The sequence below is a fragment of the uncultured Maritalea sp. genome (assembly GCF_937139385.1).
Taxonomy (GTDB): domain Bacteria; phylum Pseudomonadota; class Alphaproteobacteria; order Rhizobiales; family Devosiaceae; genus Maritalea; species Maritalea porphyrae_A.
In genome coordinates this window covers 1-14,460 of the sequence record NZ_CAKZPW010000196.1, presented here as the reverse complement: position 1 = coordinate 14,460, position 14,460 = coordinate 1, and the positions used below count along the sequence as shown (strand labels likewise).

15 protein-coding genes and 1 pseudogene are annotated in these 14,460 nt (G+C 50.7%); 5 read left to right on the top strand and 11 right to left on the bottom strand.

The genetic code is table 11. The features are described 5' to 3' along the window. From Q0231_RS08480 to Q0231_RS08440, 9 genes are all read right to left on the bottom strand, one after another. The coding region (locus Q0231_RS08480) for a formate/nitrite transporter family protein (RefSeq protein WP_299347122.1) at window positions 1-518 on the bottom strand (518 nt) is incomplete at its 3' end. Between the two features lie 129 nt (window positions 519-647). Next, the gene (locus Q0231_RS08475) at window positions 648-1,217 is read right to left on the bottom strand and encodes a histidine phosphatase family protein (RefSeq protein ID WP_299347120.1); all 570 of its coding nucleotides are present in this window, start codon (window positions 1,215-1,217) and stop codon (window positions 648-650) included. A 76-nt stretch (window positions 1,218-1,293) separates the two neighbouring features. Next, complete coding sequence (locus Q0231_RS08470) at window positions 1,294-2,328, bottom strand: TRAP transporter substrate-binding protein (protein WP_299347118.1); 1,035 nt, start codon at window positions 2,326-2,328, stop codon at window positions 1,294-1,296. Window positions 2,329-2,470: 142 nt separating this feature from the next. Next, window positions 2,471-3,157, bottom strand: a complete 687-nt coding sequence (locus tag Q0231_RS08465) for a D-lyxose/D-mannose family sugar isomerase (RefSeq protein ID WP_269392265.1) — start codon at window positions 3,155-3,157, stop codon at window positions 2,471-2,473. A gap of 90 nt (window positions 3,158-3,247) precedes the next feature. Continuing rightward, a complete protein-coding gene (locus Q0231_RS08460) occupies window positions 3,248-5,017 on the bottom strand; it encodes a SulP family inorganic anion transporter (protein WP_299347116.1) in 1,770 nt (589 codons plus the stop codon). A 21-nt stretch (window positions 5,018-5,038) separates the two neighbouring features. Continuing rightward, the gene (locus Q0231_RS08455) at window positions 5,039-5,398 is read right to left on the bottom strand and encodes a TIGR01244 family sulfur transferase (RefSeq protein ID WP_269392267.1); all 360 of its coding nucleotides are present in this window, start codon (window positions 5,396-5,398) and stop codon (window positions 5,039-5,041) included. 84 nt (window positions 5,399-5,482) lie between these two features. Then, window positions 5,483-6,379 (bottom strand): MBL fold metallo-hydrolase, encoded by an 897-nt coding sequence (locus Q0231_RS08450; protein WP_299347114.1) that lies wholly within the window; start codon window positions 6,377-6,379, stop codon window positions 5,483-5,485. Between the two features lie 16 nt (window positions 6,380-6,395). Then, a complete protein-coding gene (locus tag Q0231_RS08445; protein ID WP_269392269.1) occupies window positions 6,396-6,836 on the bottom strand; it encodes a DUF6691 family protein in 441 nt (146 codons plus the stop codon). Window positions 6,837-6,839: 3 nt separating this feature from the next. Further along, window positions 6,840-7,268 carry a YeeE/YedE thiosulfate transporter family protein gene (locus Q0231_RS08440; protein WP_299347112.1) on the bottom strand — a complete coding sequence of 143 codons (429 nt, stop codon included), beginning with the start codon at window positions 7,266-7,268 and terminating at the stop codon, window positions 6,840-6,842. A gap of 89 nt (window positions 7,269-7,357) precedes the next feature. Here Q0231_RS08440 and Q0231_RS08435 point away from each other — a divergent pair, with 89 nt between their 5' ends. The 4 genes from Q0231_RS08435 to Q0231_RS08420 all read left to right on the top strand — a co-directional run bounded on the left by Q0231_RS08435 (window position 7,358) and on the right by Q0231_RS08420 (window position 9,947). Continuing rightward, window positions 7,358-7,660 (top strand): helix-turn-helix transcriptional regulator, encoded by a 303-nt coding sequence (locus Q0231_RS08435; protein WP_269392271.1) that lies wholly within the window; start codon window positions 7,358-7,360, stop codon window positions 7,658-7,660. Window positions 7,661-7,755: 95 nt separating this feature from the next. Further along, window positions 7,756-8,574, top strand: coding sequence for a 3-methyl-2-oxobutanoate hydroxymethyltransferase (gene panB / locus Q0231_RS08430; RefSeq protein WP_269392272.1), 819 nt, complete (start codon window positions 7,756-7,758; stop codon window positions 8,572-8,574). Continuing rightward, complete coding sequence (gene panC, locus Q0231_RS08425; RefSeq protein WP_299347109.1) at window positions 8,571-9,422, top strand: pantoate--beta-alanine ligase; 852 nt, start codon at window positions 8,571-8,573, stop codon at window positions 9,420-9,422. Before panB ends, panC begins: the two co-directional genes overlap by 4 nt. Window positions 9,423-9,464: 42 nt before the next feature. Then, a complete protein-coding gene (locus Q0231_RS08420) occupies window positions 9,465-9,947 on the top strand; it encodes an isoprenylcysteine carboxylmethyltransferase family protein (RefSeq protein WP_269392274.1) in 483 nt (160 codons plus the stop codon). A 46-nt stretch (window positions 9,948-9,993) separates the two neighbouring features. Here the strand turns inward: Q0231_RS08420 and Q0231_RS08415 are convergent, their stop codons facing one another. Further along, on the bottom strand, window positions 9,994-11,853 hold the full coding sequence (locus Q0231_RS08415; protein WP_299347107.1) for an ABC transporter ATP-binding protein: 1,860 nt from the start codon (window positions 11,851-11,853) through the stop codon (window positions 9,994-9,996). A 79-nt stretch (window positions 11,854-11,932) separates the two neighbouring features. Then, window positions 11,933-13,777: an ABC transporter ATP-binding protein gene (locus Q0231_RS08410; protein WP_299347105.1), complete on the bottom strand. Its 1,845-nt coding sequence runs from the start codon at window positions 13,775-13,777 to the stop codon at window positions 11,933-11,935. Window positions 13,778-13,940: 163 nt separating this feature from the next. Between Q0231_RS08410 and pepN the strand changes: the two are divergent. Next, a pseudogene (pepN, locus tag Q0231_RS08405) lies at window positions 13,941-14,460 on the top strand (aminopeptidase N); the annotation flags it as partial.

Sequence of the window (14,460 nt, the reverse complement as noted above, 5' to 3'; positions counted from 1 at the left end):
GCTGTCATCCAGATGGCGAGGCAAATCAGCCAATTGCACAAAATGGCGCGGGCCAACAGTTCAATAATGGAACTATTCATTTTCGCATCAGCCACTTGGTGCACCAAGGACGCTTCTTGCCCTGCCCAGCCGCCGCCATTGCCCGCAACCACTAAAACAGAAAGCGCCATGGCCCCTAAAAGGTTGCCCCACCAGCAGATAAACCAGTCTTTGACGACCGCAAAGGCGGACATTTTTTTGTAGAAAAAGCCGAATGTCATATACATGATGCGACCAGAAAACAGTTCCGCCCCGGCAAATACGATCAATGTCAATGTGATGCCAAACAGTGCACCCATCACCAATTTTCGGGATGCCGGGTCAACGTCATTTCCAACGGTCAGGATCAGGGCAATGCCCACGCCAACATAGGCACCGGCCATAATGGTGAGGATGAGAAACCCGATGGGGTTTCGTTTGGCGTAGCGCACCTTTTCAACCGCGTTTTCAGCGAATTGTTCGGTTATGTCTTTGTTCAATTCTCAAGCTCCGACAAAAGAGCCTCGCGAGAAAACGATAACCGTTGCTGGTGTAACTTTCTATAGCGAATTGAGCATTTATTTGGGGATTAAGGGCAATCAAAACATCAAGGAGCTTAAAGGATCACATCACTTTTCAAACACCATATGGGACCAATACCCAGAACCATTTGCCGCTACCTTGTGCCAACCTCGGCGTTTCAATTCGCGCCCGAGCACCCGGTTCATAATGCCATGACCCAAAAGAAAAACGTCCCCATGCTGCTGTGCTGCATTTTCAAGCATTTCCACAGCCTGCATTGCCCGCTGTTTTGCATGAGCAAAGCTTTCGCCATTTTGCGAAAAACCGACGAGCCACGCCAAACGAAACGTTACGCTCCAGATGAGGGCATCCAATTTGGGACGTGTCCAATGGGTGTGCGGCATGGATGACTCGGCAAACAAAGGATCCGTCTGAGCCTTGTGGCGCAACCCCAATCGTTCAATTGAAGCCTTTGCACGCGGCAACTGGCTGCTGAAGTGAGCAGCGCAGGCATTGGCCAATTCAATCGCATCGTTTGGCGGTGAACAATCTGGCGCGAGGTCTGTTTGCTCATAATCCAACAAGATTTGCGTAATGTCGCTCGGTGCAAATTTTTGTCCACGCAGTTCATCAAGATCAAAAAGAGGACGCCCATGGCGCATGAGGATAATCTTCATAAAACCAAAATGGGGAGTGCCAAACGTGTAGACACTCCCCTTTCCATTTCTGGTGCTGTTGTCGCCAACCTACATCTTACTTCGCGTGTTTGGCAATTGATGCTTGTGCTTTGGCCAACAGGTCCGCTCCATCAATGCCAGCGCCGTTGGCTTCGTCCACCCAACGCTCAATTACGGGCTTCAGCGCCAGCTCAAACGCATCGGTTTGGGCTTGATCTAGCATGATATGCGTATTGCCTGCTTCAACTGCCATGGCGATACCTTGCGTGTCGGTTGCTTCCCACACCTCACCCAAATGGGCGAGCCATTCATCGCCAGAAGCTTTCTGGAAAGCTTGTTGGATATCCGCGGGCAAATCATTCCAGCGCGATTTATTCATCGACATTTGGAACACGAGCGTGCCGAACCGTGTTTTGTTGATGCCTTCGATTTGGTATTTGGTTTGCTCTTGCAGCTTTAAGGCTGGGATAATTTCCCACGGCACAAATGCTGCGTCCACAGCCTTGGTGGCCAAGGCTTGGGGCAAAGCGGGAACCGGCATGGCGGCTGCAGATGCGCCAAGTGCTTCAATGGTCCATGCGCCAGTGCGCGATGGGGTGCGGATTTTAAGGCCGTTCACGTCGGCAGGCTCATGCACTGGCGTATCCACTGTGTGCAAGCCGTTGCCGCCGTGCACATGCAAGAACATGACCTCAAGGCCTTTATATTCCACAGCCAATTCAGCATCGAACAATTCGGCCATCGCTAAGTTGGTGGCGCCTGGATTGTTGGTGTGTACAAACGGTAGTTCAAACACTTCAGTGCGGGGGAATACGCCCGGTGTATATCCGTTCACGGTCCAGATGATATCGACCACACCATCACGGGCTTGGCCAACCAATTCAGGTGGGCGACCGCCCAAAGACATGGATGGGAAAATCTCAATGCTCACCCGACCACCGGACGCTTCTTCGACCGCCCGCGCCCAAGGCTCAATGGTTTCGGTTTGCGATGGCGACGTGGCACCCAAAAAATGGTGGAGCTTGAAGTTATACTCTGCGGCGATTGTTGTCGTCGCAGACAATAGCGAAATGCCTGATGCAAGGATCAGCGATTTAACTGATGAATTCATTTTAAACCCTATGCGGCCCCTTGTTGGGACTCATTCAATTGGGATGGGCCCTTGCCCATCAATTGCGCGCACCTTGATAAATTTCAAGGGCACGCGCAACCGGAAAATGAAAACTGCGGCAATCGTTGTAACCTATTTTGGACTAGGCAAAAAACCTGTCGTAATCACTGACCAGGAGATAAAGCGGATCTTCGTCCTCTTCGATCGTCGAAAATCGACCAATCGGGTCACGGAACACATTGTCGGTCTTATCGTCGTTGACGGTAGAGACTTCGCCGATCAGCACATCGCCCCCCTCGCCCCAAAACGCATGCCAGACACCGGGCATCAGCGTAACGCTTTCACCCGGATCAAGCCGCAAAATGCCTCCGGCGGGCAAGGTGCGCATGATGCCGTCCACAGGCACCGTAACATCTGCTTTCTCGTCAATGGTGCCATCCGCTGCGGGTGCGAAAAGCTCAAGTGTCAGGGTGCCACCACCGCGGTTGATAATATCTTCGGCTTTGACGTTATGACGGTGCATGGGAGATATTTGATCCTGGCGCGAGATCATGATTTTTTCGGCGTAAAGCATGCCGGTGCCTTTGGTCAGGTCAGCGGCGTCACCATTGCGGGTGGTGAACAAAAACAAGCCCAATTCGTCGAATTTACCTTGACCATAGTCGGTGATGTCCCACCCCATGCCAGCCTTGATCAGCCCTTGCATATCGCTAGCGCGATCTTTCATTTGCCCCGGTGTCCAATAGGCGAACGGGGGCATAATGTAGCCAAACGAGCGGATGAATTCATCACCCTGACGGATGATCTCATTGATTTTAGAGCGTTTCATGGTGTCCCAACCTCAGGAATAAAGTCGGCGCATTCAAAGGACAAAACACGCTCTTTGTCAAATGTCAGACAAATTATTCGGTTCGGTTCGTTACAACTTGTTACCGTTTTTGGCCTTTGCCAGCTTTGTTTGATTGCAGGTTTGGGGCGCAACTGCACAAACGGCTTGATATTGGCTAAGAAAAACCTGACCTGTCAGGTGCTGAAAGAAGTCGGTTTTTTTGAGCTTATCCATCACCGGCCCCTTGATCTCGGAGAAGTGCAATTTTACCCCAAGCGCATCCAAACGTTCATTGATGGCCTCAAGGCTTTCGAGCGCAGATGTGTCGATTTCATTGACCGCGGGGCACATCAATATCACGTGCTTAAGTGCTGGACGATCTGCAACCAAATCATAAACCCGGTCTTCAAGAAAACGCGCGTTAGCGAAATAAAGGCTTTCATCGACTCGAAGGGTCAGCACGTCCGGCGTGGTTTTGACATCGTGGCGGTCGATATTGCGGAAGTGCTCGGTGCCTTCAACCAGTCCAACAATGGCAGCATGGGGGCGCGAGGTCTTATAGAGGTGAACAGCGACCGACACGAGAACCCCTTTGGTTACGCCCAATTCCACTCCAAAAAGCAAGGTCACCGCCATGGTGCTCACCACAGCTGTAAAATCAGCTTTTGAATAGTTCCACGTGCGCTTAAGGATCGAAAAATCGACAAGGGTCATCACAGCAACAATGATGGTGGCGGCCAAAGTTGCTTTGGGTAAAAAGAAAAGCAGCGGCGTTAAAAACACGGTTGCCAGCGCGATCCCAATAGCGGTGTATGCCCCCGCAGCAGGTGTTTCGGCACCCGCGTCAAAATTGACCACAGACCGCGCGAACCCGCCGGTTACCGGATAACCACCGCCGATTGCAGAGGCAACGTTGGATGCGCCAAGACCTATCAGTTCCTGATTGGGTTCGATCCGCTGGCGGCGCTTTGCCGCAAGGGTTTGGGCAACCGAAACCGATTCCACAAACCCGATGATGGAGATGAGCGCGGCAGAGCCCGCCAGCGAAAACACCAATTCAAGATCAATTTTGGGCACGTGTAGTCCGGGCAACCCTTGGGGAACTTCCCCAACAAGCGCAACGCCCTGCCCGCCAAGTCCAAAACCAAATGCTATCAATGTGGTGACAGCAACGGCAAAAACAGGCCCGGTTTTTGCCAGAATTTCCGCTAATCGCGGTTTTAACCCAAGGTACAATAACCAAGGTTTTAAGCCCTTGCGCACCCAAAACAGAAAGGCGGTTGCGGCAACACCAATCGTCAAGGTGAACGGATTGATCTGATTGAGGTGCGAGAAAATCGACGTCACAAGTTCAAACAGATTATGCCCGTGCGCGTCGATGCCTAGAATGTGTTTTAATTGGCTGGTTGCAATAATAATGCCGGACGCCGTGATAAAGCCAGAGATCACCGGATGTGATAAGAAATTGGCCATAAAACCAAGCCGGAGTAGGCCCATGACCAATAGCATCAGGCCAGATATCAACGCCAGCGCCATTGCCGCAAATATGTATTCTTCGGTGCCTTGCAAGGCAAGCTTACCAACGGCGGCGGCTGTCATAAGGGAGACAACCGCAACCGGGCCCACAGCAAGGGTGCGTGAGGAACCAAAAAGCGCGTAGGCAACCAGCGGAAGGATTGAAGCGTAAAGGCCCATTTGCGGCGGCAAGCCCGCCAACAGAGCGTAGGCCAAACTCTGTGGGATCAACATAATCGTGACGATAATCGCTGCAACAAGATCGCTGGTTAGCGTTTCGCCGTTATAAGCTCTACCCCAATCATAGATTGGAAGTTTTTTGAGCCGCTTAGCAATCTCAGACATTGGTTGATCCCACATGGTTTGTTATTTGCCCATTGGCACGTGCATGGCGGTCGCTTCTTGGTTTAGCTCCCACAATGAATGGGCGCGCATGCCAGATCGGCAATAGCCAAGAATTGGCTTGGGCATATCGAAATAGCCTTTGGCAAACTTGTCCACATCAGCGCCACAGGCTTGGCCAGGACGAATGGGCACATGCAGCATTTTGATGCCGTATTTTTCCGCTTCTAGCGCTAGATCTTGAAAACGGGGTTGATTGCCTTCCTCGTCATCAGGACGGGCGCAAATGATTGATTTGAAGCCTTGTTCGGCCAATTTGGGCAAATCCGAATACCCAATTTGGCCAGCAACATAGAACTCATCCGAAACTCTTTTAGGGTTCATTTTGGTAATACTCTCCATCTGCTTGGCCAACACCTGAAAGGGCGCGACCAAGGATTTGAACATAGAAACAATGGGTTGCATAAGTTACAGCTTATTCACGGGGACTTTGAAAAACACATCACCCTTATCATCCGCCGGCGGCATTTTGCCGCCACGCATGTTAACTTGGAGCGATGGGATGATTAGTTTTGGCATATCCAAACTCGCGTCGCGCTCTTCGCGCATACGCACGAAGTCGTCCTCCGAGATGCCGTCCTTGACGTGGATATTGTGATTGCGCTCTTCGGCCACAGATGTCTCCCATTGGATATCTCTACCGTTTGGTCCGTAGTCGTGACACATGAACAGCCTTGTTTCATCCGGCAACTGCAACACCCGTTTTACCGATCTGTATAAGGTGCGCGCGTCTCCGCCGGGGAAATCCGCTCGTGCAGAACCACCGTCAGGCATGAACAGCGTATCGCCGACAAAAGCTGCATTGCCAATGGTGTGGGTCATACAAGCGGGGGTGTGCCCGGGTGTATGCATGACATAAGCGGTCAGATTGCCGATTTGATAGCTGTCGCCATCAGTGAAGAGCTGATCGAATTGCGAGCCATCACGTTGGAACTCAGTGCCCTCGTTGAACACTTTGCCAAAGACGTCTTGCACAATGGTGATATTCTCACCAATGCCCAGTTTGCCGCCCAATTTGCCTTGGATATAAGGAGCTCCGGACAAATGGTCAGCATGGACGTGGGTTTCGATCAGCCACTCCAATTCAAGTTCATTATCTTTAATGAACTTGATGATTTGATCGGCCCCACCATAGGAAATCCGACCTGCGGCATAATCAATATCCATAACGGAATCGATAACTGCGCATTTGTTGCTGGTTGGATCTTGGACCACATATGAAATGGTGTTTGTTGGTGCGTCAAAAAACGCGGTAACAATTGGTCTAACATCCAGTTGTGGTGTGAATGGTAATGGCTCGATCATATATCGCTCCTGTATTTTAGTTGTGTGTTTTGACGGTCTTGAAGGCATTTCTGCCGCGCAAGAACTTCGCCAATGTGATGCCGACAATCATTGAGCCGACAAAAATGAATGGATCCGGAATGGCCAACCCAAGCGCAGGAATTGCCCCGCCCGGACAAAAGCCAGTGATGCCCCAGCCAATGCCAAATGTTGCGGACCCGATGACGAGCGGCGCATCAATTTGCTTGGCAGCCGGTAAGGAAAACACGTCTTCAAACACCGGATGAGGGCGTTTGAGGACAAATAAATAACCAACAGCGGTGACCACGAGGGCCGAAACCATAACAAGCAATAAACTTGGGTCCCAAGTGCCAGCAATATCAAAGAAATTGAGCACTTTTGCTGGGTTTGACATGCCACCAATAGTGATGCCAGTGCCGAAAATCAGTCCGATGATAAAAGTTGAGATCAGCTTCATGACTTAGATCCCCCCTAGAATGTGACGCACCACAAATACGGTGATGAATGTAAACAACATGAAAGTGCCTGTTGCGGTGATCGAGCGCAGCGAAAGCCGTGCCATACCGCAAACGCCATGACCTGACGTGCAGCCTGATCCATAATTGACGCCGACGCCGACAATGAAGCCGCCGATGATTACTGCGGTCAACGACACCGGATTTTCAAAGGGCACCGGTGCGCCTGTGAAAGCTGAAACTGCAACAGGCCCGGCAATTGCACCGAGTAAAAATGTTGCTCGCCACGCCCAATCTGCTTGAATGGGGGGCAAAATGCCTGCTAAAATGCCAGTCATACCGGCAACACGGCCATGGAAGGCCATAAGCAACACAGATGCCAGCCCAATGAGGCTACCACCAAGAATCGCCTCTAACGGTGTGAATTCCGTCATACTCCTATTTACCTCGCTTAGTACTCTGCCGTACAAGACAGAAAATCATCCCTTGCATTTCTATATGCTTATATTCTAATGTAGTCAACATGAACATTGAAGAACTTGAAAAAAACGCAGATCAAGCTGCCGAGCTATTAGGTGCAATGGCAAACGCCAATCGCCTTGCGATCTTATGCAATCTTGTTGGCTGCGAAAAGCCGGTAACGGAACTTGTGGAGTTGGTTGGCCTTAGTCAGCCAGCGCTCAGTCAACACTTAGGGAAGCTTCGCGCCTTACGTTTGGTGTCGACCAGACGGGATGGGAATGTGATCCACTACTCGCTCGCATCTGCCGAGGTGGAAGCTGTGCTCGAAACGCTGCATGGTATCTACTGCGCACCTAAAGGCTAATCAGCATTTGTTGATTTATTTCCCAATCCGCTCTATCTAGACGCTGGCTCGGTGTGGGGTTGAGCCTTTGTTTTGGTCAAGCGGGAAGACCCATAATGAGTGCATCAAGCAACAAGAGACCCATCAACGCCAAGAAGATCATGGAAATGAAGGGCAAATCGCCCATCGTTTGCTTGGCGGCCTATACAACTCCAATTGCACGAATGGCAGACGAGCATTGTGACCTAATTTTGGTTGGCGATAGCGTTGGCATGGTCTTACATGGCCTGCCCTCCACTCAAAGTGTGAGTGTTGAGATGATGGTGATGCACGGCCAAGCCGTTCGCCGCGGCGCAGACCACGCACTTGTGGTGGTGGACATGCCGTTTGGCAGCTATGAGGCGAGCCCAGAGCAAGCTTTCGAAACGGCGGCCTACATTATGCAAGAGACGGACTGCACAGCGATCAAGCTTGAGGGCGGCGCGCATATGGCAGAAACAATTGATTTTTTGACCACACGCGGCATTCCGGTTATGGCCCACGTAGGACTTACGCCGCAATCGGTTAAGGGCATTGGCGGTTACGCCGTGCAAGGGCGCGGCGAAGACCGTCAGCGCATTTTGGACGACGCCAAAGCCGTGCAGGACGCAGGTGCGTTCTGCGTGGTGTTGGAAATGGTCACCGAAGAACTGGCCAACGAAGCGACCAAGCTATTGGATATTCCAACCATTGGCATTGGCGCATCTAATCAATGCGACGGGCAAGTTTTGGTGGTGGACGACATGCTTGGCATGTTCCAAGACTTCAAACCAAAGTTTGTGAAGCGTTTCGCAGACCTTGGTGCGGCGGCAGATGATGCAATTGCGACCTATGCCAAAGATGTGCGATCGCGCGCCTTCCCCGGTGCCGACCATGTTTACGCGGACAAAAAATGAGCCCGGTGATCGTTCGCACCATTGATGAATTGCGTCTGCGGGTGCGTGAATTGCGCGCCGCGGGGCACACAATTGGTTTGGTGCCCACAATGGGCGCGTTGCATGAGGGGCATCTAAGCCTTGTTCAGGCAGCAAAAGACGACGGGCACAAAGTGATCGTTTCAATCTTTGTGAACCCAACCCAATTCAATGACAAGAAAGATCTAGAGAAATATCCGCGCAACGAAGCAGCGGATGTGGCCCTACTTGAACCGCTTGATGTTGCGATTGTGTGGGCGCCTCACGTTGAAGAAATGTATGCGGATGGGTTTGCCACCACGGTCAGCGTGAGCGGCATAACCGATGGGCTTTGCGGGGCGACGCGGCCCGGGCATTTTGACGGGGTGGCGACCGTTGTGAGCAAATTGCTCTTGCAGGCGCTGCCCGACGCGGCCTATTTCGGGCAAAAAGATTATCAGCAATTGGCCGTGATCAATCGGCTTGTTGCGGACTTGAATATACCCGCAAAAATCGTTGGTTGCCCAATTTTACGCGAAGTAGATGGCTTGGCCATGTCTTCACGCAATGTGCGGCTTAGCGAAAAGGGTCGAAAAACAGCGGCATTGTTGTTTCAAACACTTAGCCAAGCTGCTGAAGATATTGATTCAGGAAAATCAGTAGAAACCGTAATGTCTAGGTCGTCTGAAGCGCTATTGGCAGCAGGTTTTGAGGCGATTGATTATCTTGAAATGCGCAGTGCAGATGATTTGTCGCCAATGACAGAGTTTGATCGACCTGCCCGGCTTTTTGTCGCCGCGTTTCTTGATGGCGTAAGGCTAATTGACAATGTGGTGGTCAAGGGTCGATAGTTTCATTCTGAGGGCGCCCTGCTGGCGCTGAAAGGGGATGAAATGAGTGAACACACACGCGACAACCCCAATGTGGTGATTTTTCCGCCGCTACTCTTATTGTTTGGTTTTGGCCTGGCCATTCTGCTTGAATGGCTTTTACCCATCACTTTTCTTGCGCCGGTTTTTCAATCCAAATTTCAAACCGGGTTTAGTGCCATTTTGGCGCTAATTGGACTTTCCACTGCTTTGCTTGGCGTTCTAGAATTACGCAAGCATGGCACCCACGTGGAACCGCATAAACCCGCGCTATTTTTGGTGCATTCGGGCGTTTACAAGCTTACCCGCAACCCGATTTACCTCGGCATGGTGATCTTCTTTTTGGGGGTTAGCATTTTTTGGAATCTCGAGTGGGGCGTTATTCTCACCCTGCCTGTGGCCCTTACATTGCATTTTGGCGTGATCAAGCGCGAAGAGGCTTATTTGGAAGGCAAATTTGGCGCTGCTTACATGCTGTTTCGCAAGAACACGCGGCGCTGGCTTTAATCAACAGGCGGCGCGGAAATATGCCGCGCCACCCATACTTTGTTATTTAGGCGATCAATTCCTCTTCCTCTACCGGATTGATAAATCCGCCCGATTGACGCTTCCACAATTGTGCGTAGACACCATTTTGCGCGATTAGTTCGTCATGCGATCCATCTTCAATGATTTTGCCCTGATCCATAACGATCAAGCGATCCATTTCAGCGATGGTGGACAGACGGTGGGCAATGGCAATCACCGTTTTGCCTTGCATGAGGTGCTGCAATTGGCTTTGGATGGCTGCTTCCACTTCACTATCGAGCGCTGAGGTGGCTTCGTCCAAAATCAAGATCGGTGCGTCTTTGAGCAAAACCCGCGCAATAGCAACACGCTGGCGTTGCCCGCCAGATAGTTTCACGCCCCGCTCGCCCACATGCGCATTATATCCCTGACGCCCCTTGGGGTCGGTCAATTCAAGAATGAAATCATGTGCTTCTGCCTGTCTGGCAGCTGCAATCATCATTTCTTCAGTTGCATCTGGACGACCATAGAGCAAGTTTTCCCGCACAGAACGGTGCAACAATGACGTGTCTTGGGTCACCATCGCCAAATTCTCGCGCAAACTATCTTGGGTGACTTTCGAAATGTCGCGACCATCAATACTGATTGTGCCTTTTTCAACGTCGTAAAAGCGCAGAATGATATTGACGAGGGTTGATTTGCCCGCGCCGGAACGACCAACGAGCCCAACCTTTTGACCTGCTGGAATATTGAGGTTCAACCCTTCGATTATCCCTTTGTCGCTGCCATAGTTAAAGGTTACATCGTTGAATTCAATGTTGCCCTTAACTTTGGGAATAGGTTTTGCATCTTTATTGTCTGCAACCAAACGAGGCAATGAGATTGAGTTGATGCCATCTTGCACTGTGCCGATGTTTTCAAACAACGCTGACATTTCCCACATCACCCAATAGGACATGCCCCAAATGCGCAAGATTATACCAAGCGCGACGGCAACCGGTCCGGGCGAGATTTGGCCGCCGATCCACAAGGAAATACCGATCCACGCAACACTGAACAGCAGAATGGAGTTCATGCAAACAATGGTAATATCCAGCGTAGAGCCCAAACGCATTTGGCGATATACGGTTTGCAAAAACCCATCCATACTTTCTTTGGCATAGGCTTCTTCTCGATTAGAATGTGAGAACAGCTTGACGGTGGCGATATTGGTGTAGCTGTCGACAATGCGCCCTGTCATAAGTGAACGCGCATCGGCCTGCTCGGCTGAGATTTTGCGCATGCGGGGCACAAAGTACCGCATCAGCGAAATGTAAGCGATGAGCCATATGACAAACGGGATCATCAAGCGCCAATCAGCGGCCAATGTGACCACCAAAATGCCGACGAAGTAGGTGACAACATAAACCAAAATATCGAGGATCTTCATCACCGTTTCACGCACAGCCAATGCTGTTTGCATCAGTTTCGTGGCGATGCGACCCGCAAACTCATCCTGAAAATAAGTCATTGATTGGCGAATAAGATAGCCGTGCACGTCCCAGCGAATGCGCATTGGGAAGTTACCCAATAGGGCCTGGTGCATGATCAACGAACCAACCGAAGAAATCAGTGGTTTTGCCACCAAGATCACCAATCCCATGAACAATAGGCTAGGCCATTCATCGGCAATGAAGGTCTTAGGATCAGATTCTGACAACCAATTGACCACATTTCCCAAAAAACCGAAAAGCAACACCTCGGTTGCCGCAATGAGTGCGGAAACAATGGCCAAACCAACCAGCCATACTTCCATGCCCTTTGTGTAATGCCGGCAAAATGCATAAAGAGTCTTGGGTGGCCTCGTGGGCTCTTCGCTCGGGTAAGGATCTACTTGCCCTTCAAACCAATCAAAAATTTTGCTCATTGTGATGATCTCTTATTTAAAAAGTTTTTTCTTACTTTATGTGCAGTTACCTTAAAAGGCAACATTGATTTTTCCTGCCCTATTCCGCCGCAGCAAATCCACCGGATTGTCGCTTCCACAATTGGGCGTAGTGCCCATCTCGCTCTAGCAATTCATCGTGGGTGCCCTGCTCCACTACCCTGCCCTCATCCATCACCAACAGGCGATCCATGGCGGCAATTGTGGACAAGCGGTGTGCAATCGCGATGACGGTTTTGTCTGCCATCAATTCGGTCAACTGCTCTTGAATGGCCGCTTCCACCTCGCTATCAAGCGCAGAAGTTGCTTCATCCAACACCAGAATAGGTGCGTCTTTGAGCAACACACGGGCAATGGCGATCCGCTGGCGTTGGCCACCAGACAATTTCACGCCCCGTTCACCCACTTTCGCCTCATAGGCTTTGTTTCCATCTTCGTCTTGCAAATCAAGGATCACGTCGTGGATTTTTGCCCGCCTCGCCGCCTCAACCATCTGCTCGTCAGTTGCGTCTGGTTTGCCATATTTGATATTATCGCCCACCGAGCGATGCAGAAGCGAAGTATCCTGTGAAACAAAGCCAATAGCTTGACGCAAACTGTCTTGGCCAACGCGTGAAATATCTTGTCCATCGATAGCAATCACACCTTCTTCTGCATCAAACAGGCGCAACAACAGATTGACGATTGTTGACTTTCCGGCGCCCGAACGACCAATCAACCCGACCTTTTCGCCCGGTCTGATGTCAAGATTAAGCTCATCGATAACCCGTTTATCTTCGCCACCGTCGTAGTTGAACTTTACGTCTTCAAAGGCAATACCGGCCTTTTCAACCGCAAGTTCAGGTGCATTGGGTTCGTCCACCATCGTAAGCGGCTTAGAAATGGTTTCCATGCCGTCGCGCACCGTGCCCATATCGCGGAAAATGCCGGATGCGACTTCCAAAATCCAGCCAGAGATATTGAGCAATTGCCAAACAAACGGCACGATCATAGCGAATTGGCCCGTGGTGATCAGGCCCTTGTTCCACCAAGATAGTGCGAGGTAGCCCGTGGTGATTAGCAAAATAGTGTTGATGACGAACAGGCTCATCCACATGCGCGAAAATACCCGCATCAACAGGCGGAACTGCTTGATGTTTTCCTCAACTGAATCCGCAACATATTTGTCTTCAAGACTTCCAGTCGCAAACGTTTTCAGCGTTTGAATGTTGGCATAGCAATCCACCATGCGCCCCGTGACAACCGAGCGCGCGTTTGAGTTGATCTTGGATTGTTTGGCAATCGCTGGGAGCGAGAAATACATCAGCAACAAATAGGCAGCGGCCCACCCCAAGAGCGGGAACAAAAAGACGATGTCTTGATTGGCCAGAACACCCGTTGCGACGATAAAGAACACAACCATGTACCAAACCGCATCGATCACCTCCATGGCGCTATTCTCAAGCGATGGACCTGTTTCGAATATCTTTGAGGCAATACGGCCCGCAAAGTCTTTTTGGAAAAAAGTCCAGCTTTGGCGCACCACATGCCAGTGCGATTGCCAGCGCACGCGGCCCACCAAAGATGGGACAATGGTGTGGTATTGGATGAGAATATCTAAGACAAAAACCGAAGGGCGCAATGCCAAGGTGATGCCCATTGCCAAAAGCAAAGCGCCTTGGTCTTTGAACAAGGTTCCCGGCTCTGTGCCTGACACAAGATCAACAATGGTCCCAAGGAATATCGGAATCATAGCATCAAGGGCTGCGCCAATGGCCACAATAATGACTTTGAACATTACGGGTGTTCGGAACTGGCCAATGAAATACCAATAGAATTTGAGCAACCCCATCGGTGGATGTGGATTGGGTTCAATATGAGTCGGCGAATAATGCTTTTCGAACCAGGCGAAAATAGAATTTAACATGTTTGATACACAAAAAGGTTGGCAAGCTGGTTTGAATCAACCAGCCTTTCAGATTATATGCAGTGGACGAATTTGGCTGTAGCGGTTCTGCCACAGTGTTTCGCAATTTAAGAATTCGCCAATAAAATAGGCGCAAGAACAACTCGGGGATTATGAGCTAAAGATGGCTGAAGAACACAAAACCACTTACCTAAGTGATTACAAACCAAGCGAATATGCGCTTGAAACGACTGATCTGGATGTGGTGTTCGCGCCCGACGAGATGGACATCAAGGCTAAGCTAAAATTTCATTTGCGCGACGGTGTTGCACCAGGTTCGGCGCTCAAATTGCATGGCGAGCACATGGAATTGCGCCATGTGGCAATTGATGGCCGCGCGCTTTCAAGCGACGAATATACGGTGTCGGACAAATTTCTTGAGATTCAGAACCCGCCAAAAGAGTTCACGCTTGAGACCGTTGTGCGCGTGCAGCCAGAGGCGAACAAAGCACTTGAGGGCCTATACCGTTCCAGCGGGGTTTGGTGCACACAATGTGAAGCGGAAGGCTTTCGCCGCATCACCTATTCTTATGACCGCCCAGATGTAATGTCTGTCTATAGTGTGCGCATGGAAGCGGACAAAACACAGGCGCCAGTTCTGCTTTCTAACGGCAATCCGGTGGAAAGTGGCGATTTGGACGGCA